This window comes from Paenibacillus radicis (ex Xue et al. 2023), assembly GCF_024722015.1.
GTDB lineage: Bacteria > Bacillota > Bacilli > Paenibacillales > NBRC-103111 > Paenibacillus_S.
This window is the reverse complement of the sequence record NZ_JANQBD010000023.1, coordinates 33,168-57,949: the sequence shown is the minus strand read 5'-3', so window position 1 is coordinate 57,949 and position 24,782 is coordinate 33,168. Positions and strand designations below refer to the sequence as shown.

At 45.9% G+C, this 24,782-nt stretch carries 20 protein-coding genes; 15 read left to right on the top strand and 5 right to left on the bottom strand.

Annotated elements, in window-relative coordinates; translation table 11 throughout:
• Positions 1-240 precede the first annotated feature (240 nt).
• Entirely contained in the window at positions 241-1,446 is a 1,206-nt protein-coding gene (locus NV381_RS27350) for a pyridoxal phosphate-dependent aminotransferase (protein WP_258216475.1), read from the bottom strand.
• Positions 1,447-1,701: 255 nt separating this feature from the next.
• On the opposite strand from NV381_RS27350, the gene NV381_RS27345 reads away from it, so the two are divergent.
• Positions 1,702-2,490, top strand: a complete 789-nt coding sequence (locus NV381_RS27345; RefSeq protein WP_258216474.1) for a class I SAM-dependent methyltransferase — start codon at positions 1,702-1,704, stop codon at positions 2,488-2,490.
• An 80-nt stretch (positions 2,491-2,570) separates the two neighbouring features.
• A complete protein-coding gene (locus NV381_RS27340; protein ID WP_258216473.1) occupies positions 2,571-3,368 on the top strand; it encodes a carbon-nitrogen family hydrolase in 798 nt (265 codons plus the stop codon).
• Positions 3,369-4,252: 884 nt separating this feature from the next.
• Here NV381_RS27340 and NV381_RS27335 read toward each other — a convergent pair.
• Positions 4,253-5,173: a LysR family transcriptional regulator gene (locus NV381_RS27335; protein WP_258216472.1), complete on the bottom strand. Its 921-nt coding sequence runs from the start codon at positions 5,171-5,173 to the stop codon at positions 4,253-4,255.
• A 144-nt stretch (positions 5,174-5,317) separates the two neighbouring features.
• On the opposite strand from NV381_RS27335, the gene leuC reads away from it, so the two are divergent.
• Entirely contained in the window at positions 5,318-6,736 is a 1,419-nt protein-coding gene (gene leuC, locus NV381_RS27330) for a 3-isopropylmalate dehydratase large subunit (protein WP_258216471.1), read from the top strand.
• Between the two features lie 73 nt (positions 6,737-6,809).
• On the top strand, positions 6,810-7,415 hold the full coding sequence (leuD, locus tag NV381_RS27325; protein ID WP_258216470.1) for a 3-isopropylmalate dehydratase small subunit: 606 nt from the start codon (positions 6,810-6,812) through the stop codon (positions 7,413-7,415).
• A gap of 135 nt (positions 7,416-7,550) precedes the next feature.
• Here leuD and NV381_RS27320 read toward each other — a convergent pair whose 3' ends face one another.
• From NV381_RS27320 to NV381_RS27310, 3 genes are all read right to left on the bottom strand, one after another.
• The gene (locus tag NV381_RS27320) at positions 7,551-7,970 is read right to left on the bottom strand and encodes a YjdF family protein (RefSeq protein WP_258216469.1); all 420 of its coding nucleotides are present in this window, start codon (positions 7,968-7,970) and stop codon (positions 7,551-7,553) included.
• A 165-nt stretch (positions 7,971-8,135) separates the two neighbouring features.
• Positions 8,136-9,386 carry an MFS transporter gene (locus NV381_RS27315; protein WP_258216468.1) on the bottom strand — a complete coding sequence of 417 codons (1,251 nt, stop codon included), beginning with the start codon at positions 9,384-9,386 and terminating at the stop codon, positions 8,136-8,138.
• Positions 9,387-9,559: 173 nt separating this feature from the next.
• Complete coding sequence (locus tag NV381_RS27310; protein ID WP_258216467.1) at positions 9,560-10,387, bottom strand: helix-turn-helix domain-containing protein; 828 nt, start codon at positions 10,385-10,387, stop codon at positions 9,560-9,562.
• 126 nt (positions 10,388-10,513) lie between these two features.
• On the opposite strand from NV381_RS27310, the gene NV381_RS27305 reads away from it, so the two are divergent.
• The 11 genes from NV381_RS27305 (at position 10,514) to NV381_RS27255 (ending at position 24,782) form a co-directional block, all read left to right on the top strand.
• A complete protein-coding gene (locus NV381_RS27305; protein ID WP_258216466.1) occupies positions 10,514-11,287 on the top strand; it encodes a sugar phosphate isomerase/epimerase family protein in 774 nt (257 codons plus the stop codon).
• Positions 11,288-11,315: 28 nt separating this feature from the next.
• Entirely contained in the window at positions 11,316-12,338 is a 1,023-nt protein-coding gene (locus tag NV381_RS27300) for a Gfo/Idh/MocA family protein (protein WP_258216465.1), read from the top strand.
• 205 nt (positions 12,339-12,543) lie between these two features.
• A complete protein-coding gene (locus NV381_RS27295) occupies positions 12,544-13,416 on the top strand; it encodes a 3-hydroxyacyl-CoA dehydrogenase family protein (protein ID WP_258216464.1) in 873 nt (290 codons plus the stop codon).
• The gene (locus NV381_RS27290; protein WP_258216463.1) at positions 13,413-14,630 is read left to right on the top strand and encodes an acetate/propionate family kinase; all 1,218 of its coding nucleotides are present in this window, start codon (positions 13,413-13,415) and stop codon (positions 14,628-14,630) included. Before NV381_RS27295 ends, NV381_RS27290 begins: the two co-directional genes overlap by 4 nt.
• 66 nt (positions 14,631-14,696) lie before the next feature.
• On the top strand, positions 14,697-15,995 hold the full coding sequence (asnS, locus tag NV381_RS27285) for an asparagine--tRNA ligase (RefSeq protein ID WP_258216462.1): 1,299 nt from the start codon (positions 14,697-14,699) through the stop codon (positions 15,993-15,995).
• 25 nt (positions 15,996-16,020) lie between these two features.
• Complete coding sequence (locus NV381_RS27280; protein ID WP_258216461.1) at positions 16,021-16,695, top strand: DnaD domain-containing protein; 675 nt, start codon at positions 16,021-16,023, stop codon at positions 16,693-16,695.
• Positions 16,696-17,373: 678 nt separating this feature from the next.
• Positions 17,374-18,327 carry an ABC transporter ATP-binding protein gene (locus tag NV381_RS27275; RefSeq protein WP_258216460.1) on the top strand — a complete coding sequence of 318 codons (954 nt, stop codon included), beginning with the start codon at positions 17,374-17,376 and terminating at the stop codon, positions 18,325-18,327.
• The gene (locus tag NV381_RS27270) at positions 18,287-19,414 is read left to right on the top strand and encodes an efflux RND transporter periplasmic adaptor subunit (RefSeq protein ID WP_258216459.1); all 1,128 of its coding nucleotides are present in this window, start codon (positions 18,287-18,289) and stop codon (positions 19,412-19,414) included. Before NV381_RS27275 ends, NV381_RS27270 begins: the two co-directional genes overlap by 41 nt.
• On the top strand, positions 19,414-22,377 hold the full coding sequence (locus NV381_RS27265; RefSeq protein WP_258216458.1) for an ABC transporter permease: 2,964 nt from the start codon (positions 19,414-19,416) through the stop codon (positions 22,375-22,377). The genes NV381_RS27270 and NV381_RS27265 overlap by 1 nt, the downstream gene beginning before the upstream one ends.
• 3 nt (positions 22,378-22,380) lie before the next feature.
• The gene (locus NV381_RS27260; protein WP_258216457.1) at positions 22,381-23,265 is read left to right on the top strand and encodes an ABC transporter ATP-binding protein; all 885 of its coding nucleotides are present in this window, start codon (positions 22,381-22,383) and stop codon (positions 23,263-23,265) included.
• Between the two features lie 50 nt (positions 23,266-23,315).
• A complete protein-coding gene (locus tag NV381_RS27255) occupies positions 23,316-24,782 on the top strand; it encodes an ABC transporter substrate-binding protein (protein ID WP_258216456.1) in 1,467 nt (488 codons plus the stop codon).

Sequence of the window (24,782 nt, the reverse complement as noted above, 5' to 3'; positions counted from 1 at the left end):
TCGATAAGGTTTCACGGTAAATTCTTTCAGCCGGTGGAATTTACTCTCTGCGCGTGAAGGGGCCTCCTACTAGTCCCATCATTACGTTTGGTTTTTTCTAGCATAGCATTTTGTTGGCTGTCTTGTAAAGGTTCAGACATCATTCCTGCCCCTTAAGTTTGCATCTGAGATGACTCAAAATGTCTAATGATGTGCAATTATAAATCATAGCTTAGCGGGTGAATGGCGGGACTTTAACATTTAGCTGAACAAATTCAGCTTCGCAATTCGGTTTACAGCTTCACGAAGCCTATCCTCTGGTGTCAGGAGGCCAAGTCTGACGTAGCCTTCTCCGTTCTCACCGAAGCCGATGCCCGGAGCTACTACTATTTTGGCTTCCTCTAGCAAACGATCGGCAAGCGATGCGGATGTATAGCCTTTGGGAACCGGCAGCCAAGTGAAGAAGGAGCCCTGTGAGCGTTGGGCTTTCCAGCCAATCTGATCCAGTGCGCTATATAAAGCGTCTCTACGGTCTTGGTACATTGCAAGCAAAGAGGCTACGCAATCCTGCGGTCCGGTTAGCGCAGCGGCCGCAGCGGCTTGAATGCCCCCGAACAAGCTGCAATAGTAATGATCCTGGATCAGGTTGATCAAGCGAACCACTTCCGGATTGCCTAGAGCAAAACCAACGCGCCAGCCAGCCATATTATAGGTTTTGGATAACGTATAAAACTCAACGCCGACTTCTTTGGCACCCGGCTGCTGAAGGAAGCTGACGGGCTTTTGGCCGTCAAAGCCCAGAGCGCCGTATGCGAAATCGCTCGCAACTACGATTCCATGCTTTTCAGCAAAACGGATCGTATCTTCATAGAATGAAGCAGGAGCCGCCGCACCTGTCGGGTTGTTCGGGTAATTAATGAACATTAGTTTTGCTTTGTTCAAATCATCGGCCGATAACGCATTGTAGTCAGGCAAGAAGGCGTTGGCTTCATGAAGCGGCATAAACGCCATTCTGGCACCGGATAGTGCTACTCCGGACCAATAGTCCGGATAGCCGGGATCTGGCACTAAGCATACATCACCTGGATTAAGCAGACATTGGCTAATTTCAACAAGTCCCGTTTTGCCGCCAAATAATATAGCAACCTCGGTTTCGGGATTTAAGTCTACGCCGTAATCCTCTTTATAGCGCTGCGCTATAGCTTGTTTGAGGAACAAAAATCCATTAAATGGAGGATATCGGTGGTACAGCGGATTTTCGGCTGCCTCTTGCAAAGTTTTTACAATATGGGGAGGCGTCGGTTGATCCGGATTGCCTTGGCCCAAGTTGATAACATCATGTCCAGCCGTAATTTGTTCATTTGCTTTGCGAACCAAAGTGGCAAAAAACTGTGTCGGAAGCTCTTGCATACGTTCGGCAGGCTGAACCTGGAAAGCAGATACTCGGGATGAAAAGGATGAATTCATCTATAGTCACACTCCATGATAAAATAGGTTGTTTATTCACATTATGATTATTGTTCCAAGAAACTAAAAATAATGTAACATGAAACGAAAAAGCTGTATAGCTGATCGGGATAATTGCTTTTCATATTCACAGAAAAATGATAATATATACTATATTTAGTTTTATTATATGGGATTTAGTTTCACACAACGAAACAATTATAACCTTTTTCATTCTTATGTGTTTTTATCTTCTTAATGGAAGGAAGGATAATTATGACTATGGACTTTCATGATAGTAAACACAGTCATTCTTATACTAGCCGTGCCGTAAATATAGGCTGGCTGGAGCAGATTGCAAGCACGGTGAATTTGAAAGGCACAAAGGCAGCTGATATAGGCTGTGGCGGCGGGATCTATTCTAAAGCGCTGGCTGCTCTCGGTGCGGTTGAAGTTACAGGTGTTGATTTCTCCCAGGCTATGCTGGCTGGGGCAGTGGAACATTGCTCGGGATTCTCGAATGTTCATTTCTTTCTGGGTCACGCACTGCATACCGGTCTTGCTGATAGCAGGTTCGATGTCGTATTGGAGCGGGCACTCATTCATCATCTGACAGCTGATCAGCTAACAGCTTGTTTTATTGAAGCCTATCGCGTTCTGGATCAGGGTGGGACGCTCCTTGTGCAGGATCGAACACCTGAAGATTGTTTGCTTGCTGGCGGGCTGGAGCATTTGAGAGGCTACTTTTTTGAAAGGTTCCCGAGGCTGATAGAGAAAGAAACCGTACGGAGACATTCATCGTCGGCTGTATGTGACGCTCTTGCAGCTGCGGGCTTTGTAGAGCAAGAACAGATAAAGCTGTGGGAAACAAGGCAGATGTATTCAAGATTTTCAGATTTTCGCAGTGATCTGTTGAAACGGACTGGGCGCACTCTTTTGCATGAGTTGGATGATATGGAGCTGTTGGAATTGGCTGATTTTATTCAGGAGCAAACAGGCTATAAAGACGAGGAAGCTGTTGAAGAAAAAGACCGATGGACGTTATGGATTGCAAGGAAGCATTGAAGTCACGGTCAGCTTCGACTATCATGAAGAAAAGGCTGACTTTCATATGGTTTTATAATGAGTACAGAGGGTGGTATTAATTGGTAAACAAAAAATGGAATGTAGCATTGCTTCAGATGGATATTGCGATCGGTGAGCCCAAATTGAATTTTTCAAAATTAGAAGTGATGCTGGAGCAGGCCGTTCAGCAGGGGCCTAAGCCTGACGTCATCCTGTTTCCGGAAATGTGGAATACGGGGTATGCGCTGGACCGGATTCATGAGCTGGCTGATACGGAAGGGCAGCAGGCTCACGAGCTACTTTCGGCGTTCAGCAGGAAATATGGCGTAAATATAATCGGTGGTTCGATAGCAGAGAAGAAGGGCGACGAAATTTACAATACGATTTATGCTTATGACCGGGAAGGCAACCGGGTCGCAGACTATTCCAAAATTCATTTGTTCCGTTTGATGGATGAGGAGAAGTATTTAAAGGAAGGCAAGAGCTTAGGGCAGCTTCAACTGGATGATATACCGGCAGGAATGATGATATGCTATGACATCCGGTTTCCGGAGCTTTCCAGAAAGCTGGCTCTGGGCGGTGCGCAAATATTGTTCGTACCGGCTGAGTGGCCGAATCCAAGGCTCCATCATTGGCGGACTTTATTAATGGCGCGGGCCATTGAGAACCAAATGTTCGTTGTTTCCTGCAACCGGGTAGGCATAAGCGGGACAACAGAATTTTTTGGGCATTCCATGGTCATCGATCCGTGGGGTGAAGTGTTGGCGGAGGGCGACGAGACCGAACAGATTATTCGGGCTGAGATCGATATGGAGCTGGTTGGACAAGTACGCAGCCGTATTCCGATCTTCGAGGATCGGCGGCCAACATTATACTGAGACTTTAAATATAGTACAAAGTAATAAAGGGCTGTCCCCTTGTAGCATGTATTAGCTACAAGGAGGCAGCCCTTTACTTTCCTAAATTGGACTCTATGAAATGATCAGCTGGCACATTGGTTTAACCTTGCCGAAAGACTACCTGTTGATCTCGATCTTCGGTGCTTTCTTCAACAAATTGTGAGCAGATAAACGTAACCCGACCTTCAAGCTATCGTTGAGGTAAGCCACGAAGCAGAAAGCCTTGTTGTTCTCCAATTGAGTAGACACACTTTTAATTTCTATCATCCGACGTACGCACAGGACTCTGCCATCTTCACTCCATAGTCGTTACCTCTCTTGGTTGTGTTGTGAGGATAGGCCATACTTACTTGCAGAGATGAGGTTACTTTCCAACGTGTGCTACTCTCTGGTATAGGAGCTCGATTCAGCATTGTATGGCAGCCTAGCGAGCCCCACGCAAATAACAGGAAAATGTCGGGTTAATTACTCCGAAAATAGCGTTACAAGCCATATAGCTGGAATTTCTCATGCTAATTCTGTGTGTTTTGACTGATATCATCTATATCGCCTATATTAGCAGGAGTTTTTCCAGTTAGATTGATTTCAAACGATATTAAGGCTGGATTAACGGGAAAATTTCCATCTATCGCATTACTTTCGGCAGACGGTTCGAAAATCCAAGACTCACACCCAAGAGTTGCATCTGAAAAACCAAGGTTTTACCCCATATATATTCTAAGGAGCTTACTCCTCCAACTTCAAAGCAAATTTGAAGGTTCATTTGCAACGCTATATTCAGGATAAAGTGGGTACGCTGTCCCAAAATAACATCAGGGACAGCTCCTTGTTCGGCTACCGCTTATTCCACGAAGTGGGCTGGTTCAGCCGCGTTTCTCTTGCTGCTGTTTTTCCACAACCTCACGGAAGGTTGTCATAAAGGCTTCTACCGCTTTGGATAAGTACCGCCCTTTGCGGTATGTGATGACGAGCGTTCTTGTTGGACGGTGTGAAAGTGACAAATAACGCGGCGCAAGCTCGCTCCATCCTCCGCGAGATACCATGTGGGGGACAAATGCGATCCCCATTCCTGCGGCCACTAGCGACTGCACCGTTTCGATATTGCTGCTTTCGAAAACGATTCTTGGCGTAAAGCCGGCATTTTCACATAGCTCAATAGTAATTTGTCGGAAACCTTGCCCTTTTTTCAATGCGATAAAGGGCTCATCACGCAGGTCGTTAAGCTCAATTGTTTGCTGCGGATTTTTCGAGGACTGAGCTAACCGATGCTGTGGAGGCACAGCTAGAACTATTTCTTCTTCTATTAAAGGGACATAAGTTAATGCCTCGTCTTGAAGTGGCAGAGATAGCAAGGAGATATCAATCTGCCCGTTCGCTGTCATATGCTCCAGGTTTGCGGAAGTCTCCTCCATCAGCATAATTTCGATTTCAGGATAGCTCGCTTGAAATACGGGCAGCACAAGCGGCAGCACATGAGCTCCGGTAATCGGCAAACTGCCTACAATGAGCTTGCCTTTACGCATTTGCGATATATCCTCCATTTCCCGCTTCAATTGCTCAACCATGTCGAGAATCGCTTGCGCTTTCTCCATGAACAGCAGGCCGGCATGAGTTACCTCAACGGAGTTAGTGGTTCGATGGAACAGCAGCACACCGATTTCCTTCTCCAGCTTGGATAGCTGCTGACTGAGGGAGGGCTGGGCGATATGAAGCTTCTCCGCTGCTCGGGAAAAGTTTTTTTCTATTGCTATTTGCAGCGCGTACTGCAACTGTCTTAGTTCCATGTGAGATTACTCCTTTATAGGCACAAATTATAGGAAACATCTATCAAGCTTATAGATATTATATCTTGGATCAATCAATAAAGTAATGCTAGTATAATAAAATAAAATGAATTGATTCGCATTCATGATAATGAGGTGAAACTGATGGCAAAAACTTTGTTCGAAAAGATCTGGGACAACCATGTTATTCATCAGGAAGAGGGCAAGCCGAGCATCATTTATATCGACTTGCAGCTTGTGCATGAGGTAACGTCCCCGCAAGCATTTGAAGGTCTTCGTTTAAGCGGCCGTAAGGTTCGTCGTCCTGACCTGACATTTGCTACTATGGACCACAATGTACCTACGAAAGACCGTTTCAACATTACAGATCCTATTTCCAAGCAGCAAATTGATACGTTGTCACAAAACTGTAAGGATTTTGGCGTGAAGCTGTTCGATTTGGAAAACATCGACCAAGGCGTTGTACACGTTATGGGACCTGAGATTGGTTTGACTCATCCGGGTAAAACGATTGTTTGCGGCGACAGCCATACATCCACTCACGGTGCATTTGGCGCACTTGCATTCGGTATCGGTACAAGTGAAGTTGAGCACGTAATGGCAACTCAATGCTTGCAGCAATCAAAGGCTAAAACTTTGGAAGTTCGCATCATCGGAAGCTTAAATCCGGGCATTACGGCTAAGGATTTGATTCTTGGTGTAATCGGCAAGTATGGTACGGATTTTGCTACTGGCTATGTTATTGAATACACAGGTGAAGCTATCCGCAACCTTTCCATGGAAGAGCGTATGACTGTTTGCAACATGTCGATTGAAGGCGGAGCAAGAGCCGGCTTGATCGCACCGGATGAAAAAACATTTGAATACCTGCGTGGACGTGAATATGTACCGCAAGGCGAAGCGTTTGATCAAGCAGTTGTTGAATGGACGAAACTTATTACTGACGATGGCGCTCAATTTGACCGTGTCGTTGAATTTGATGCAAGCACTCTAATCCCGCAAGTTACCTGGGGAACAAGCCCTGGTATGGGTGCCGATATTACTTCGCTTGTACCAGATCCAACAAGCTTCGCAACAGAAAACGAAAGAAAAGCTGCTGAAAAAGCAATCGAATACATGGGCTTAACACCAGGTACTCCGATGACTGAATTGGCTGTTGATTATGTGTTTATCGGTTCCTGTACGAATGGCCGTATCGAAGATCTGCGTGCGGCGGCAGCGGTTGCTCAAGGTCACAAAGTTTCTTCCAGCTTAACGGCTATCGTTGTTCCTGGCTCAGGACGCGTAAAAATTCAGGCTGAAAAAGAAGGCTTGGACCAAATTTTCATCGAAGCGGGCTTCGAATGGCGTGACGCCGGCTGCAGTATGTGCTTAGCGATGAATCCGGATGTATTGAAGCCGGGCCAACGTTGTGCATCAACTTCTAACCGGAACTTTGAAGGTCGTCAAGGACGTGACGGACGTACTCACCTGGTATCCCCGGCTATGGCTGCCGCGGCTGCTATCAAAGGGCATTTCGTTGACGTGCGCGATTGGAACTTTAAAGTGAAGCAGCAAGCCTAAAATTTAACTTTAGTGCAGCCGTTACTTCAGACAGACCGAAGTTGGTTGTCACTCATGTGAGGAGACGAACGACATGGAAGCTTTTAAAAAGCATACCGGCCTTGTAGGTCCGGTAGACCGCGTAAACGTAGATACAGATGCGATTATTCCTAAGCAATTTTTGAAACGGATCGAACGTACCGGCTTTGGCCAGTTCTTGTTCTTTGAATGGCGTTTTGATAATCAAGGGAATGTCATTCCTGACTTTTCATTGAATCAGCCGCGTTATCAAGGATCTTCCGTCTTGATTTCCCGCGCGAACTTTGGCTGCGGTTCTTCTCGTGAGCATGCGCCATGGGCGATTCAAGATTACGGCTTCAAGGTTGTTATTGCACCTTCTTATGCCGATATCTTTTACAACAACTGCTTCAAAAACGGCATCCTGCCTATCAAGCTGAGCGAAGAGCAAGTGGAAGAGTTGTTCCAACGCACAACTAAAACAGAAGGCTACAAGCTGACTATTGATCTGGAAAACAATCAGATTACCGATGATCAAGGTCTTAGCATCGAGTTTGATCTGGATGAGCATCGCCGTCAGTTCCTGCTGCAAGGTTTGGACGACATTGGTTTGACACTTCAGCATGATGATAAAATCGGCGCTTATGAAGCCGCTCATCAAGCAAGACTAGCTTACAAATAAGTTTTAAAATAATGAAATAGCTGTTGGGAGGTAACCCTCTCAACGGCTTTTTTTGCGTACAATAGAAAAGCAACCGCCCCCCGCAGGGGACCAGTTGCTTTTGGGATTGCAAGAATTCACTTGTATGAAAATTGACTATTTTCCACGATGCTTCTGCTTTGCTTTTTGAATCTTTAAGGCATACTTTAATTCTTTTTGCTGCTCTATGAGGTGCTTTGATCGTTTTTTGCGTTCAACTTTCCTGTGCTCCAGCTCTTGTTTGATCACCAGTTGTGCATAGGTCGATCCACCGCGTTGTTTGAGCTCTAGAGCGGCTTGCTTTAAAAGCCGTTTTGGATTGGTATTGCTTTTTTTCTTAGTCTTCGAGACCTCAATTGCTTGTGTTGTTTTGTGAAGCAGCGGCAGCATTTGAAAATTAATGAAAGCAATAATTTCTTCAGCTTTAGGCTCTTGACCAAACAAGTGCCGGCAGGCTTTCAAATGGTTATTTTCTTCTGCTTCTACTACTCCCACCCATAATTGCAACCGATCATCAAAATATACGGTAAGCTTCATCCAGCTTCCCCCTCTATAAAAATATAGAGTGACGGACATCCCGAGGGGGGAAGGCTACTTACATAAGCTGCTGCTCCTATGCGCCCGGACTACCAACCGGACTGTGATTTTACACTCCAACCTTATTATAAAACAACGAGTTATCGGTTAGAAGCCTTACTTATCCTATTTGGTATTACTTAAATTCGAGAGGCTTGCACTTTTATTAAGATTATATTTGAGACACCATAACATAGTAATGATCAGCAGCGGTATCCACACGATGAGAACTGATCGAAGAGCATTAAACACTCCCATATGATCCCCCAGTACGCCAAGCAGCAAGAAGGTAACCATCATCCCGGCAGATACCATCATATTAAATACAGAAAGCATCGTAGCGCGCATGGAGGAGGGGACAAGCTCATTCAGATAGGCTTCCAATAGAGGTTCCAAATAGCTGATAAAAATAGATAGCAGGAAAAAGCAGCTGATAATCATAACGGAGCCTTCACTCGCGGAAAACAGCACCAAGCAGCAGGCAAATCCTGAAGCACTTAGAATCAGCGAAATCTTTTTGCCGAGCCAACGTTCACCGAGATAAGCAACAGCAGTAATGGCTGCCGAGATCCATGTTTCCAAACCATTAACCGTTCCTATAGTTGAGTTGGCGAGGCCGTTTTTTTGAAACAATATTTGACTGTAAAAAGAAATGGACCACGACATGGAGTAGAGCAGTGCGCCAAATAAGCTCATAGTTAGAAAAGGGCGGCTTCCCCGTATGAATGAAGCCCCTTCGCGCAATTGGTTGATAAAGGATAGTTTGGTTACCCCTGAGAGTAAGGAATCACTCCCCGCCTCTTTGCTCCCAATGTGCAGTGGTTCTATGATCATAAGAACTATAAGAAACGAGATTAAATGGATGATCATTTTACCTATGTAAACCCATTCCCAATGAAGGTCGGATAAAAAACCGCCAGCACTGCCACTGAGCCCCATCGATATAAGAACGATAGCAGACAGCCTTGAAATAAGCTTCTTAAATGCATCTGCTTTACCCTGCATTTTAAGCGTTTCATACACCAATGCACTTGTAGCGCCGGATTGAAGTGTGCCGACAAAAGCTCCTAGTATGAAGCCGGCAATAATATAAAGGGGATCGGAAGCGAGAACCAGACATCCAGATGCAAGCAGACCAAGTACTTGGGAGAGCAGCAAGCTGGTCCGATTTCCAAAGCGGTCGGCGATATAGCCTGTAGGTACCTCAAATATAAAAATGACCGCATGATATAACGCTTCAATAATGCCGATTTCGGTTAGGGTGAAGCCGCGAGCAGCCAAGTAGAGCATCCAAATACCGCGGTCCAGAATAAATGAATTTAAAAACTGATACAAGTAAAATAGGGGAATATTTCGAGAGAGAAGACTTGGATTCATAATAAAGGTATTCCTTTCCAGAGCCTACTGCTTAAATAAAAAAAGAACCGTGGAGCAGCTCCATGGCCTAAATTTTTGATTGATGAAGGCTGCCTTCAATATAGCATGGTAGGCAGTCGGCTCGATATGGATAACTTGAATATAACCAAAAAAGCCGGTTGTTTAGTTCACGGCTATATTAGCTTGTGCTCATCAATTCCGCCTTCAGCAAATTTAACTCTGTACGCTTTTGGAGATAAGCCATATTTATCTCGAAAGACTCTGTGGAAATAAGAATAACTGCCAAAACCCGTTGTTTCAGCAATCTGCTCCAGTGTCATAGTGGTGTAAACCATTCTCTCAATAGATGAAGAGAGGCGGATTTCCTGCGCGTATTGGATGATGGTCTTACCGAAGCATTCCTTAAACAAATGGACGGCGCGGGATACACTGATACCGACATGCTGAGCCACATCCTCGACTTTGAAAGGGAGTACCGCATGCTCCTCTATGAAGCTTTTCATCCGGGTTGCTAGGAAAGAGCTGCCACGGAATGATATATGATCGGCTACTGCCCGCTCAATGTGAAGGCATAAGGCTCGCAGCAAATATTCGGATAATTGTTTGTTTTCATCCTCGAAGCGGCGTTTCTCCAAAATAATTTGCCGCCATAGAGTGAGCAGCGGTTCATTGACAGCTATGCGGACCTTCTGTGGCTTTCTGGAGCTGCTCCACCATTCGTCAATCCATTCACCCTTGCATAAAATATAATAATCTCCGCTGGAAACAAGGGTTTGCTGCATGGAATTAGTATGTTCTTCTACACGCAGGTCGTATTTATCGCCAGGTTTAAAAAGGAGCAGGTCACCTGTTTCGATAAGGGTCATACTGCCTCCTACCAAGGCATAGCTGCAGCCTTCTGTCTGAAGTCGGAATAAATAGCAGGGAACGCCATCGCTATGGCTGTTATGAAACTTTTGTGAGTGATAAGAATATCCGCAGGTTAGGATCTGGGAGATCATAATAAACACCTCGTCTACTTTGTAGCCAAATAGTTCATGTTGGAAGCACATCGTTCATAGTCATTATAGGGCATTTGTAGGTACAATGGTATCAAATCCAAAAACTTTTAAGGAGTGTGCGTTTGCATGAGAAGAATGGGAGTTGGCTTACAGCTATACACATTGCGTGATGACATGGCTCAGGATTTCCGTGGTACGCTGCGCAAGGTAGCCGAGCTTGGATACGAAGGTGTGGAATTTGCTGGATACGGTGGCTTGGAAGCAGAAGAACTTAGAGATTTACTTAAAGAACTTAACTTAAAAGCAATTGGGGCTCATGTAAGTCTTAAAAATATGCGTGAAAACCTTGAAAAAGAAATCGCTTACTTGAAAACAATCGGCGCTCCGTATTTCATTTGTCCTCATATTGCATTGGAAGACCGCAAGGATGCTGAGGCTTGGAAAGCTCTGTTTGCTTTTTTTGAGCATGCTGGCCATCAAATTAAAGAAGCGGGATTACAGTTCGGTTATCATAACCATGCATTTGAGTTTGAAGAAAGCATTGATGATGAGTTTGTGTTCGACGCTTTGTACTCAACCACCTCTGCAGATATTGTTAAAGTTGAGATGGATGTTTGCTGGGTCAAATATGCGGGTCAAGATCCGCTTGCCTATATTAACACGTATGCGGGAAGATTACCGCTGCTGCACTTGAAGGATTTTAACCGCGGCGCAGAAAATCAAATGGATACAGTCGAGCTGGGACTTGGCGAGGTTGATTTGCCCAATGTGATTCAGGCGTCGTCCGATGCCGGGGTTGAATGGCTGATTGTTGAGCAGGACCGCTGTGCAAATCCTCCGTTACAAAGCGTTGCTACGAGCTTGAACTGGGTGAAAGAAAATTATATGTCTAAATTATAAACAATTATAACAGGGGTGCATATTAATCATGGGTAAAGTCAGAGTTGCTGTAATAGGTTGCGGTTCGATTTCCAAGCATCGTCATATTCCTGAGTATGCAGCTAATCCAAACGTTGAACTGGTAGCTTTTTGCGATATCGTAACGGAACGTGCTGAACATTATGCCAATCAATACGGCGCAAAAGCTTATATGAATTATGAAGAAATGCTGCAAGCAGAGAAGCCGGATGCAGTAAGCGTCAATCTGCCGAATGTACTCCATGCTCCGGTTTCGATCGCCGTTGCCAACGCAGGTGCGCATGTTTTGGTAGAGAAGCCGATGGCAACAACTTACGAGGAAAGTTTGGCAATGATTGAGGCCGCTAAGAAAAATGGCGTATTCCTGATGGTCGGCCACAACCAGCGTTTGATGCCCCCTCATGTAAAAGCGAAAGAAATTTTGCAAACGGGTAAGCTGGGTAAAGTATTGACATTCCGTACATCGTTCGGACATCCGGGCCCGGAAGGCTGGAGTATTGATGGACGCAATAGCTGGTTCTTCCGCAAGGAAGAAGCGATTATGGGGGCAATGGGAGACCTTGGCGTACATAAGTCCGATTTGATCCGTTGGCTGCTGGAAGATGAGGTGACCGAGGTTGCCGCATTTGTCGGAACGATTCATAAAGATGGAACCGAATGTGATGACAACTCGACCTGCTTGCTTCGTATGAAAAGTGGAACAATCGGTACACTGGTAGCCAGCTGGACTTACTATAAAGGTCAAGACAACAGCACTGTGTTATGGTGCGAGAACGGTGCTATGCATATCGGAACTCATCCCGAGGATCAAGTGATCGTAGAACTTCGTGACGGCTCCGTTGAGAAGCATCGGGTCGGTGCAATGGCAACCAACGATAAGCAAACGGCAAGCGGTGTTATTGATGCATTTATCAACAGCATTGTGACGAATACGCCTCCAAGCATTTCCGGTGAAGAGGGCTTGAAATCGTTGAACGTTATTTTGGCGGCATTCGAATCGCAAGCTACTAAACAGAACGTACTTATCAAGTAAGAATGCAAGATAAGTACAATAAGGTATGAACAAGGTAAGTCAGGGCGGTACAGCTGCTCTGGCTTACCTTTCTTTTTTAATTTAAACAGTGTGAGGTTTTTCATTTCAATACAAGGTTGTTGTATAATAAGATGGTTACGGTAGTTCCAGCTTGAATGAAGGAATGAGCCGTAGTTATTGTTGTTTGGCAGGGGGAGATTAAGCTATGCAATTTAATAAAATTGGCGTTATCGGAGCCGGAACAATGGGCCAGGGAATAGCTGAGATGTTGGCGGAGCAAGGTTTGGAAGTTTTTCTCATGGAGAGAACTCCGTTGAAGTTAGAGCAGGCTTTCGAATATATCCAAATGAGCCTTGATAAGCGGCTGGAGAAGTGGGCGATTACTACTTCGGAGAAGAAGCTGATTATGTCCAGAATACATAAAGAGACAGATATGCAGAAATTGGCTGATTGCGAGATGGTTATTGAGACTATCAGCGAGGATTTAGACCAGAAAAAAATGCTCTTTCAGCAATTGGATGCAATATGTCCTACGCAGGTCATTCTTGCCAGCAACACGTCCACGCTTAGCTTGACCGAGATTGCGGCTGTTACGACACAGCCGGAACGAGTAATCGGGGTTCATTTTCTGCATCCCGTATCCAAGGTTCATTTGGTAGAAATCATTCGCGGGTTGAAAACCTCCGAGCAGACATTTTCGCTTACGAAGGAATTTGTTGAAAATACGATTCAAAAGCGCGGCATTCAAGTATATGAATCACCAGGATTCGTAACTACCAGACTGATTTGCGTGCTTATTAATGAGGCTATGCATACTTTATCGGAGCGGGTGGCAACTGCTGAGGATATTGATTCAGCGATGAGGCTTGGCTATGATTTTCATTACGGCCCATTGGAGATGGCGGATCGCTTCGGGTTGGATTCCGTCCTGGATGCCATGGAACGGATGTTCCGGGAGTTTGGGGACGTAAAATACAGACCGTCTGTATTGCTCAAGCAAATGGTGCGTGCTGGACAGCTGGGTACAAAAACGGGACAAGGATTTTTCAGCTACGACAGGGAGGGCGACCGCTTGTGAATATTTTAGTTATCAATGCAGGAAGCTCGTCATTAAAATTTCAACTGTACAATATGGATAATGAAGAGGTTCTGGCTAAAGGGAAAGTAGAACGGATCGGTATGGATTCTGCAATTATTAGCTATGATCCTGCAGATGGGCAAGGAATCAGGGAAGTAGCGGAGGTTCTGGAGCATACGACAGCTATCCAAAAGGTTCTCGGCATGCTTATGCATAAAGACCATGGAGTACTGTCATCGATGGGAGAAATTGATGCCGTGGGGCATCGGGTTGTACATGGCGGTGAATCATTCTCAAGCTCGGTAATCGTTAATGAGGAAGTGAAACGGGAGATCAAACGATTATTCGATCTGGCGCCGCTTCATAATCCAGCGCATTTGCTAGGAATTCAAGCGGTTGAGAATAATATGCCAGATGTAACGCAGGTCGTTGTGTTTGACACAGCTTTCCATCAAACTATGCCGCCGCAATCTTACTTATATCCGATTCCAATGGTGCTGTATAAGAAGCATCAAATTCGCAGATATGGCTTTCATGGCACTTCTCATGCTTATGTCAGCGAGAGAGCGGCAGCTTTAATCCAAAAGCCATTAAATAAGCTGAAGCTTGTGACCTGCCATATCGGCAATGGGGCAAGCTGTGCAGCTATATTGAACGGCTGCTCCGTAGATACCAGTATGGGTATGACACCTCTTGAAGGGCTCATGATGGGAACTCGCAGCGGGGATATTGATCCAGCTATTGTACCGTTTGCTATGGGTAAGGAAGAGCTTACTCTCAATGAGGTTAATTTGATGCTTAATAAGCATAGCGGCTTAATGGCGATATCAGGCATAAGCGGCGACATGAGGGAAATTGTAAGGGCGATGGAAGCTGGTGACCGGAATGCTACGCTTGCATTTGAAATGTATGAATACCGGCTGCGTAAATATATTGGCGCCTATGCAGCTGCAATGAATGGCTTGGATATATTGGTCTTCACAGCGGGAGTCGGGGAAAACTCGGCGGAGCTGCGGGAAGCCGTATGCCGCAATTTGACCTTCCTTGGTTTAAAGCTGGATGAAGAAGCTAATGTTCAGAGATCTGATGAGGAACGCATCATCTCCACGGGAGATTCACGTATACAGGTGATGGTAATTCCGACCAACGAAGAGTTGGTGATCGCCCGCGACACGCATCGGCTGATTTTAGACCGCAAGGAAGATGTAGTATAATAAATGAAGGGTCTCGAGAGGCATACAAAATGTTGGAAATAGAATTAGAGAGGATGATTGGTCCACATGAGTCGAAAATTATCCATGATCCGTGATGTTGATAAGCATATAAATGATACCGTCACGATAGGCTGCTGGCTGCACAACAAGCGTTCAAGCGGTAAAATTCAGTTTTTACAGCTGCGTGATGGCTCCGGTTACATCCAGGGTGTAGTTGTGAAGAGTGAAGTAGCGCCAGAAGTATGGGAGGCTGCGGCAAAGCTGACTCAAGAAAGCTCCTTGTACGTGACCGGAACAGTGCGTGAAGACACGAGAAGTAAAGGCGGCTTTGAGCTGAATGTTACTGGAGTCGAGATCATCCAAATTACGAGCGATTATCCGATTACACCCAAGGAGCACGGAGTCGACTATTTGATGGATTACCGTCATCTGTGGATCCGTACCCCCCGGCAGCGGGCGATTCTTGTTGTACGTGCGCAAATTATTCGTGCCATTCAGCAGTTTTTTGACGAACGAGGCTTCCAACTGGTGGATCCGCCGATTTTGACGCCATCCTCATGTGAGGGAACAACGAATTTGTTCCACACCAAATATTTCGATGAGGATGCATATTTGACTCAAAGTGGACAGCTCTATATGGAAGCCGCAGCGATGGCGCTTGGCCGTGTTTATTCATTCGGCCCGACGTTTCGCGCTGAAAAATCCAAAACGCGTCGTCACCTCATCGAATTCTGGATGATTGAGCCTGAGATGGCTTTTGTGGGGCATGAGGAAAATCTAGAGGTGCAGGAACAGTTCGTCTCCTATATTATTGAATCGGTGCTGAAGCATTGCGCGAAGGAGCTCGAGGTACTCGAACGAGATGTAACGAAGCTTGCGAAAATCACAGCCCCTTTTCCGCGCATTACCTATGATGAAGCGGTTGATTTCTTGAAGGCGAACGGCCATGAATTCGAGTGGGGAGAGGACTTTGGGGCTCCTCATGAAACCGCTATTGCAGCAAACTATGACAGGCCGGTATTTATCACTCATTGGCCGACGGAAATTAAAGCATTCTATATGAAGCCGGATCCAAACCGTCCTGAAGTGGTGTTATGTGCCGATATGATCGCGCCGGAAGGCTACGGAGAAATTATCGGAGGCAGCCAGCGGATCGATGATCCGGAGCTGATGGAGGAACGCTTTACGGAGCATGAGCTGTCCAAAGAAGCTTATCAATGGTATCTGGATTTGCGCAAATACGGCTCTGTACCTCATTCCGGCTTCGGGCTGGGCTTGGAACGTACAGTAGCCTGGATTTGCGGCTTGGATCATGTACGGGAGACGATACCTTTTCCAAGGCTGCTATATAGGTTGTATCCATAGAAGTATCGAATAAAGAGGTGAACGGATGAAACGAAACGAAGCTGAGCGGATTGGCCTGCAGAACGCATTTGTGGCAGGCTGGAGGGAAGGGAACATTGAGGTTCCCTACCTGCTGCTGAAGTATTATTCTCAATTGAAATTGAATGAGGTTGAGGTCATGCTAATGATTCATGTCATGGCCTTGATTGAAAAAGAGCGTAAAGATTTCCCTACGCTGGAGGAATTGCAAGGACGGATGTCCGTAGGTCCGGAGAAAGTTATCGCAGCACTTCAGAAGCTGTTGAAGGAAGGGCTGCTGACAATAGATGAAGACATTGATCTTGTCACCGGGATGCAATGCGAGAAATATAACTTCAGCCCATTGCTGGAACGGCTGGCAGGCTGCTGGTATGATGAGCAGATGGAGCGGCAAAAGGCGCGGGAGCAAATCGAGCCGGTCGTGCGTAAAGATATTTTCAGCATTTTCGAGAAGGAATTTGGTCGTCCGCTCACTCCTATGGAGCTTGAGTCCATTACAGGATGGCTCGACAAGGACCAGTATCCTGAACAGCTTATTCTGGCCGGATTGAAGGAAGCTGTGTTTGCCGGTAAGGTGCATTTCCGCTACATTGATCGAATTTTGATGGAATGGGGCCGCAACCGTATTACAACTGTGGAGCAAGCGAAGGAGCATTCGCAGAAGTTTCGCTCTATGCGCTAACGGTAGGCACTAACTTTTTATAGCTGGATGCATTCAAGAGATTCACAAGAAGAAGACCGCTGTATTCTCCGTTTAAACGGGGAGTGAGGAAAATTTTTACGGTATGCAATCATTTAGAGTGAGTTCCTTTTTATATCCGGATAGCGAGGGGAGCAGCTATGTGCTCTAATGGTCCTGAACGGAACTGAAAATTCCGTTATTTAATTTTCCGCCTCCAATTTAAGGCGATAGCGGAAGCCGGGATTCCGCTATGTGTAAGAACGACGAGTACTATGCAAACAAACAGAGAGATAACGGAATTAGGTCTTCCGTTATCTCTCTGTTTTTTTGTGTTTTCCATGTCATAGCGGAATGATTACATCCGCTAATACTTTGACTGATTCATTATGGGAAGAATAAGTCCCCTGCAAAAAAATTAATAGATTCACTTAAATAATCGGTGGCCCCACATCCAGCCCTCCCCCACAAAAGTATGTGTTTACACAAAAAAGGACCGTGAAACTAATCTTCCATATAGATCCACTTAAATGTAAATAAATGTAAATATCAGTCGCGTACATTCAAAAATAATTTTTATTGATATATATTGTAACTTTTAGAAGATTTAAGTCGTCTATAATTGGGAATATATTAAAGGCACTTGATACATAGATATTACCGGCAGGAGGGCATCGCGAGATGATGGGTTGGCTTCGATCCAAAAGCATAACCAGAAGTACCGCAGCGAAGCGGGATCCTGATTCCAAGGCACAGGTTTCTACAGAGGTGATATCAGAATCAGAAACAGATGGAATGAAACAAAATCAATCAAAAGTATCAGAACAAGATGATTTGAGGGGATCTCTTGGTGAAACGGAAGCAGCGGAATCATCAATGCTAATTGATAAGAATGCTTCAGAAACATCAGCTTCTTCAAGCGGCGATTCTTTATTCGCCCCACGCCAATTTGATGAGACCAAACCTCTGCTTACTGTAACGGGTGTAGAACGTTCTTTTTCAGTAGGAGGCCGTCAATTGGATGTTCTGAAGGGAATCGATATGGCCTTGTTCCCGATGCAGCTTGTTATGCTGAAGGGTCGGTCGGGCTCAGGGAAGACTACACTGCTTAATATGATTGGCGGATTGGACCAGCCTAATAAGGGAGAGATTATTTTCATGGGGCATCCTTTCCATCAAAGCGGTGACGACCAGAGGACACTGGTACGGCGCAAGGAAATTGGGTTTATATTCCAGTCATTTGCTTTGATGCCGCTGCTGTCGGCTTGGGAAAATGTAGAGCTGGCACTCCGAATGGCTAATGTGCCTCGTTCTGAATGGAAAAAACGCACAGCTCACTGCCTTGATTTGGTAGGGCTAGGCAAGCGAATGCACCATCGTCCCTTCGAGCTATCAGGAGGCGAGCAGCAGCGTGTTGCTATTGCAAAAGCGATTGCCCATCGGCCTAGCCTCTTATTAGCGGATGAGCCAACGGCCGAGCTGGATTCACAAATGGGGGCACAGGTAATGGCCGTTTTCCGTGATATTATTCAAACCGAGCAAGTTACCATATGTATGACAACACACGATCCGACAATTATGGAGGTTGCCGACCATGTATTCGAAATGGTGGATGGGAAATTTATTAACACATAGACGAGCCGCGAGGCCTGTATTAATCGCATGTATGGCTGCCCTGTTGGCAGTTAGTTCCGGCTGCTCGCTGCTGCCCAAGGAGGATGAGGAGGAGACACTGCCAGCTATCGCGCCTCCCAAGCTGTCTAAGAAGCCGGAATATGTAGTGAAAACTGAAACATTGGAAACAAAGGTTAGAGGCTCCGGCAGAATGATGGCAACCAAGGAAGAAGATTTGTATTTTACCGATGAAGCCAACCGTCGCATAAAAGCGATGAATGTTAAGAATGGCGATAAGGTGGAGCAAGGACAGATCATTGCCGAGCTGGATGTCACCGAGCAGGAGAGCAAGCTGAAGCAGCAAAGGCTGCAAACACGCAAGGATGAGCTGGCTATGATTGAATCCATGCGCAAAGCGGATGAAATGAGCGCTGAGGCGCTGGAGCAGGCCAAAATAGATTTTGAGCTGAGACGAGAAGAATTGGTTAAGCTCGAAACCACAATTGCGAATGCCAAATTGGCTGCACCTTTTGCGGGGACTGTCGTTACGATCTATATGAAAAAAGGGGATTCCGCCCAAGCCTATGATGTTGTTGCGACAATAGCAGATTTATCGCAGTTAACGGTTGTGGCAACATTGAACACCGAGGATTTGAAGAAGGTTTCCGTCGGAATGGAGGCGGTTGTTGATATTAATGGAGCCGGCCAGCACAAGGGGAAAGTTACGCAGCTGCCCATTCCTAAGGTGGACAATGGCAACGGCAATGGGAACAATAACGGAGGCTATATTCAAGGCAATAATGGAGGCAATGGACAGCCGAAGCCTATAGATACGATAGATAATTATTTAGTCGTACAGCTGGATGCTCTGCCTCAAGGATTGAATAGAGGAACGCCTCTAAGCGTATCCATTATAACCCAGCGTAAAGAAAAAGCAATCACTATTCCATTAGCTGCACTGCGTTCCTACTCCGGTCGTAATTATGTGCAGGTCGTAGATGAACAAGGAAATAAGAAGGAAGTGGATGTGGAAATAGGTCAGCAAACGGCTACTGACGTCGAGATTATTAAAGGACTAACGTCTGGACAGAAAGTAGTGGGCCGATAATGTCAATCCCAATGCTTCGTTTTTTATACCGTAAAATGTGGAATACGCGCTGGTTGACTTTAAGCTCCTTGCTTGGCTTGATAATGGCGGTAGCTTTTACGACGAGCATTCCCATGTACGCGGACGGTTCTTTGAAAAGGGTCGTCACTAAGTCGCTCCAAGAGAAAACAGGCGGTTTACCTGCCGGCTCCGTGCTGATCCGTTTTCAAGTGGCGGGCAATGACAAGGCTGATCTGGATTCATTGAACGATGCGGACCAATACATACAGAATGAACTTCCTAAGGACATCGCATTTCCATATCAAGCTTACGTCAAGAGCTATTCCATCAGGGCTTCTCAGCTGACACCGGATGATCCCCAGAAGGTAGATCCCAGCAAAAAGCGGCAGATGACTCTGTTATCACAAAACAGCCTGAAGGAACGTGCCGAAATTAAGCAGGGTGCATGGTTCTCCGATCAAGTAACCGGTGGTATTGTTGAAGCGGTTATTTTGGAAGAAGCCATGTATCGTAACGATATACATATTGGGGATGTGTTTACGTATCCGATCAGTGGAGGGCTTGGTATTGCTCCGCTAAAGATTAGGGTGGCCGGCACCATTAAGGCCAAGGACGATAATGATCCTTACTGGTTTCAAGGGATGGAAGGCCTTATAAATACTTTTTTCATGAGCGAGTCCGGTTTTCAAGATTACATATTAAAGCAGAAAAAAATTCCTTTGAACCTGGCGAATTGGTACTACGCATTTGATTTGCGGAATATTCAAACGAGCCAGCTCTCGCCGTTGGAAAATACGCTGGAGCGGCTTGATGTCACCTTGTACCAGAAATTGAAAAACACCAGGGTAGACCTGTCGTTTATTCCGATTCTTAAGGAATTCAAAACACAAAGCTTACAGCTTCAAATCCTGCTATTTACATTAGCAGCCCCGATGATTGCGATGGTGTTCTATTATATCGTGATGAATGCCCGACAGTCGTTGGACCGTCAGCGCAGTGTCATTGCTGTTCTGCGCAGCAGGGGGGGCAGCACAAGGCAAATTATCGGTATTTATTTACTGGAAGGACTGCTGCTCGGAGTTGCAGCATTGATTATCGGTCCAGTGCTTGGCTGGTTCATGGCTAAGAGCATCGGCTCCTCAAGCGGATTCCTGACCTTTGTGGATCGTCAATCAGTACCGATAGGTGTATCGGTTGAAGCTATAACCTATGGCGTGGTTGCCGTTGTAATAGCTTTGCTCGCGAGTGTCATACCTGCAGTTGTATTTGCACGGGCGTCAATTGTCAGCTATAAGCAAAAGCTGGCCCGTTCGGATCGGTCTCCATTTTGGCAAAAATGGTTTCTGGATGTACTGCTGATCGGAATTGTGGGCTATGGCTACTATTTGTTTGACCAACGGCAAGTGTTATCCGCTCAAACCGGATTGACCACCGATCAGCTGCAGGTACATCCTTTGTTATTTTTTGTACCGGCATTGTCCATTATTGCGTTAGGGTTATTTTTTCTTCGCATCTTTCCTTGGCTGCTAAAGCTGTGGAATTGGTTGGGCAAGCGCTTCTTGCCAGTTCCGGTTTACTTGACATTGACACAGCTGTCTCGTTCCGCACAATCGTATTATCCGCTGATGCTATTGTTGATCTTGACATTAGGTCTCGGCGTATATAACTCCTCGGCGGCCCGGACGATTGATCTGAACTCAACGGATCGAACGCTTTATGCTTATGGAACGGACATTGTCATTCAAGCTGTCTGGGATGGTGTTTCTGACGACCTGCCACAGGATCAATCCGGCGGACAAAATGGAGGAGCTGGCGGCTCCGGTAGTGGCTCAGGCGGAAACGGCGGGGCAGGTGGGTCGCAGGGAGGAAGTGGAGGAGCCGGCGGCAATTCTGGCGGTGGACAGCAGGGCGGCGGAGCCGGCGGGGGGAACCCTGGAGGAGGGATGGAAGAACCACCTCCTAAATTGCGGTACGTTGAGCCGCCCTTTGTAGTGTACCAGCAGATGGAGGGAGTAGAACACGCAGCCCGCGTTTTGCGTACTAAAGGAAATGTTGTAGTGTCCGGCAAATCCTTTGGACAGGGGATGCTGATGGGGATTGATAATGTTGATTTTGCGAAGGTGGCCTGGTTCCGAAATGACTTGTTCAAGGCGCATCCTTATCAATATTTGAACCTGTTGGGAACCTATGAGCAGGCTGTTATTGTGCCAACCTCCTTTGCTGAGAAGAACCACATCAAGGAAGGCGATATCATTAGCATTTCCATCCAGCAGCAGCTGGTTGAATTTGTTGTCGTAGCAACTGTGCCTTATTGGCCAAGTCAATATCCGGATCAGATGCCGTTCTTCATTGCTAATTTGGATTATATTTATGATCAAGCACCCGTTACACCTTATGAGGTTTGGCTAAAGATGAAAGATGGGGCGAAGGCAGCACCGCTTATTGAAGCGTTGAATGCCAAGCAAATTCAAATAGCAAGTATGAAGGATGTCCGCAACGAGCTTATAACGCAGAAAAAACATCCTGCCAGGGGCGGTGTATTCGGGATTCTGAGTCTCGGCTTCCTTGTATCCGTGCTTGTGTCATTGGTTGGTTACATTCTGTATTGGTTCTTCAATCTCTCCAGCCGGGTTGTGCAGTTTGGGGTGCTTAGGGCAATGGGGCTGTCTCGTAGACAGCTGACGGGCATGCTCCTTCTCGAGCAGGGCTTTACTGCAGGGCTTTCAATTGCACTTGGAGTTGGAATCGGCAAGCTGACCAGCTATTTATTCCTGCCTTTCTTGCAAACTGCAGAGAATGTTAAGACTCAGGTTCCGCCTTTCCGGGTCGTATTTAACGCGAGAGATACAGATCAACTGTATATTGTGGTAGCTTTTATGATGCTTACGGGAGCAGGATTATTGTTCCTTCATATACGTAGGCTGAGGGTGCATCAAGCCGTGAAGCTCGGAGAGGAGAAATAAGCGGTGATTTTATGTGAAGAGCTCGTCAAAATTTACAAAACGGATGATATCGAGGTTGTTGCATTAAAAGGCCTTAACATCTCTATTACCAACGGCGAAATGATGGCGATCATTGGAAACAGCGGCAGCGGTAAATCAACGCTTCTCAACATCCTGGGCGGTCTTGATCGTCCTTCGGCCGGACAGGTACAGGTTGGAGAATGGAATTTGCTAAAGATCAGCGACGAAGAGCTTGTACAGTATAAACGTAAAACGGTTGGCTTCATATGGCAGAATAACGCGCGCAATTTAGTTCCCTATTTATCCGCATTGGAAAATGTTGAAATGCCAATGATGCTGAGCGGTCAGTATGACCGGGTTTATGCCAAACAGCTGCTTGAATGGGTCGGGCTTAAGGAACGGATGGGCAATAAGCTTCAGCAGTTGTCAGGCGGGGAGCAGCAGCGTGTCGCTATTGCCATCTCTCTGGCTAACAAACCGTCGCTTCTGCTGGCTGATGAACCAACTGGCTCTGTCGATACGAAAACGTCCGATATGATTATGGACATTTTCCGTAAGTTGAACCAGGAGCTTGGAGTCACAATCGTTATTGTTACCCATGATATGGCGCTTGCCGGTAAAGTGGATCGTGTAGTAGCTATCCGCGATGGCATGACCAGCACGGAATTTATCAAACGAAATCCGAATTTGGATCAGGTAGAGGTTGGGACCTCTGATGGGCAGCATTCGAATACCATTCAAGATGCGCATGAGGAATATGTCGTATTAGACCGGGCAGGGAGAATGCAAATTCCAAAAGCCTACCTGCAAGCACTCAAAATTGATAACAAAGCTTCGATGGAATTTGATGGGGAGAAAATCATAATACGCCCACCTAAAGCATTATAGTACTATATTTTATACAGATTTAAGAATGATATATTTGGAGGAGTGCTAGAATGAAACCCTATGTAAAAAAAGCCTTGGTATTATCCGTATGTACGAGTCTTACCTTGCCTTTATTGGCTGCATGCAGCAAGACGCAAAGCGGTGACAGCAAGACGGAAAGAGTGCTTAGAATCGCAACGAGCTTCGGATATGGAGATGATGAATATTTCCGCCAGCAGTTTACGGAGGTTTTTGAATTTGCCAATCCTACTATCAAGCTGGAAATGATACCTACGATGGATGAAAGCTTCCGCTACGGAAGGCAGGATCCTAATGCGAAGCCGGTTGATCCAATGGTTAAGCTTAAGGAAGTGATGCAGGGCGCTAATCCGCCGGATGTCGTAATGGTAGGCTATGACCAGCTTGGCGAATTGATCGGGGGCAATATGTTAACGCAGTTGGACCCTATGATCACCAAGGATAAATTCGATACCTCGGATATGGTTCCGGCTGTAATTGACGGATTAAAGAAGATGGGCGATGGCAAGCTGTATGCGCTGGCGCCGAACTTTAGTTCATCCGCTCTTATTTATAATAAAAGGATGTTTGACGAAGCGGGCGTAGCTTATCCGAAAGATAAAATGACTTGGGATGAAACATTTGATCTGGCAAAACGTTTAACTAAAGGGGAGGGTGAGGACCGCAAATTTGGCTTCTCGTTTTCTACCCAATCCATGGGGGATATGTTTTACTCGATGCAAATGTACACGGCTCCCTTGCAGCTGAGTATGTTCGATGAGAAAGCGGAGCATATGACCGTTGATACCGACCAGTGGGAAAAAGTATGGAAGAAGATGCTCCAGCTATCGCAGGACAAAGTGACACCTACTCAGCAAGAGCCGGCGATGATGAAAAGTCGTGCTATGAACAGCACAAGCGTTGAGAGCTTTAACCCGTTCCAGTTCGATGACTTCTTGTCAAGTCGGGTGGCCATGTCGATTATTAATTATGGGCAAATCAGTCAAATCAATAATGCCAATAAAAATGCTCAAAATGTAAAAGGATTTACACCAATCGACTGGGATGTTGTAACATTGCCTGTCCATCCTGAAGCGCCGGATATGGGCGGTCAAATCGGAATGAATGGAATCATGGGAGTCAATGCCAAGGCTCAAAACATTGAGGATGCCTGGAAGTTCATTAAGTTTATTAATGGCGAGGATTGGGCTCGTCTCAAGTCAAGCAGCTCTTACCAGATTGTTACCCGTAAAAAGTACATCAAACCTAAAGATGGTGTGCAATTCCACATCGAAGCTTTCACAACACTAACACCGGCTCCTCAACCGGATAGCAAGATTTATAGAGACAACCGAAATCTGTATCAAGTGCAAGATATTGGACGGCGTTTGTTTAACGATGTAACCCAAGGGAAAATTCAAGTTCGGGATGCGTTAAAAAAATGGCAGACCGATGGCGACGCGATGCTCCAGCAGCTCAAAAATAACCCCGATGGACCCATAAATGGAGGAAGAGGGTAA

Excerpts from the sequence above, each read along its gene's own strand:
- NV381_RS27305 (WP_258216466.1), top strand. The coding sequence starts at position 10,514 with ATGAGAAGAATGGGAGTTGGCTTACAGCTATACACATTGCGTGATGAC.
- NV381_RS27320 (WP_258216469.1), bottom strand. The coding sequence starts at position 7,970 with ATGAAGCTTACCGTATATTTTGATGATCGGTTGCAATTATGGGTGGGA.
- NV381_RS27255 (WP_258216456.1), top strand. The coding sequence starts at position 23,316 with ATGAAACCCTATGTAAAAAAAGCCTTGGTATTATCCGTATGTACGAGT.
- leuD (WP_258216470.1), top strand. The coding sequence starts at position 6,810 with ATGGAAGCTTTTAAAAAGCATACCGGCCTTGTAGGTCCGGTAGACCGC.
- NV381_RS27345 (WP_258216474.1), top strand. The coding sequence starts at position 1,702 with ATGACTATGGACTTTCATGATAGTAAACACAGTCATTCTTATACTAGC.
- NV381_RS27310 (WP_258216467.1), bottom strand. The coding sequence starts at position 10,387 with ATGATCTCCCAGATCCTAACCTGCGGATATTCTTATCACTCACAAAAG.
- NV381_RS27265 (WP_258216458.1), top strand. The coding sequence starts at position 19,414 with ATGTCAATCCCAATGCTTCGTTTTTTATACCGTAAAATGTGGAATACG.
- NV381_RS27300 (WP_258216465.1), top strand. The coding sequence starts at position 11,316 with ATGGGTAAAGTCAGAGTTGCTGTAATAGGTTGCGGTTCGATTTCCAAG.
- NV381_RS27350 (WP_258216475.1), bottom strand. The coding sequence starts at position 1,446 with ATGAATTCATCCTTTTCATCCCGAGTATCTGCTTTCCAGGTTCAGCCT.
- NV381_RS27275 (WP_258216460.1), top strand. The coding sequence starts at position 17,374 with ATGATGGGTTGGCTTCGATCCAAAAGCATAACCAGAAGTACCGCAGCG.
- NV381_RS27270 (WP_258216459.1), top strand. The coding sequence starts at position 18,287 with ATGTATTCGAAATGGTGGATGGGAAATTTATTAACACATAGACGAGCC.
- NV381_RS27335 (WP_258216472.1), bottom strand. The coding sequence starts at position 5,173 with ATGGAACTAAGACAGTTGCAGTACGCGCTGCAAATAGCAATAGAAAAA.
- NV381_RS27280 (WP_258216461.1), top strand. The coding sequence starts at position 16,021 with ATGAAACGAAACGAAGCTGAGCGGATTGGCCTGCAGAACGCATTTGTG.
- leuC (WP_258216471.1), top strand. The coding sequence starts at position 5,318 with ATGGCAAAAACTTTGTTCGAAAAGATCTGGGACAACCATGTTATTCAT.
- NV381_RS27315 (WP_258216468.1), bottom strand. The coding sequence starts at position 9,386 with ATGAATCCAAGTCTTCTCTCTCGAAATATTCCCCTATTTTACTTGTAT.
- NV381_RS27295 (WP_258216464.1), top strand. The coding sequence starts at position 12,544 with ATGCAATTTAATAAAATTGGCGTTATCGGAGCCGGAACAATGGGCCAG.
- asnS (WP_258216462.1), top strand. The coding sequence starts at position 14,697 with ATGAGTCGAAAATTATCCATGATCCGTGATGTTGATAAGCATATAAAT.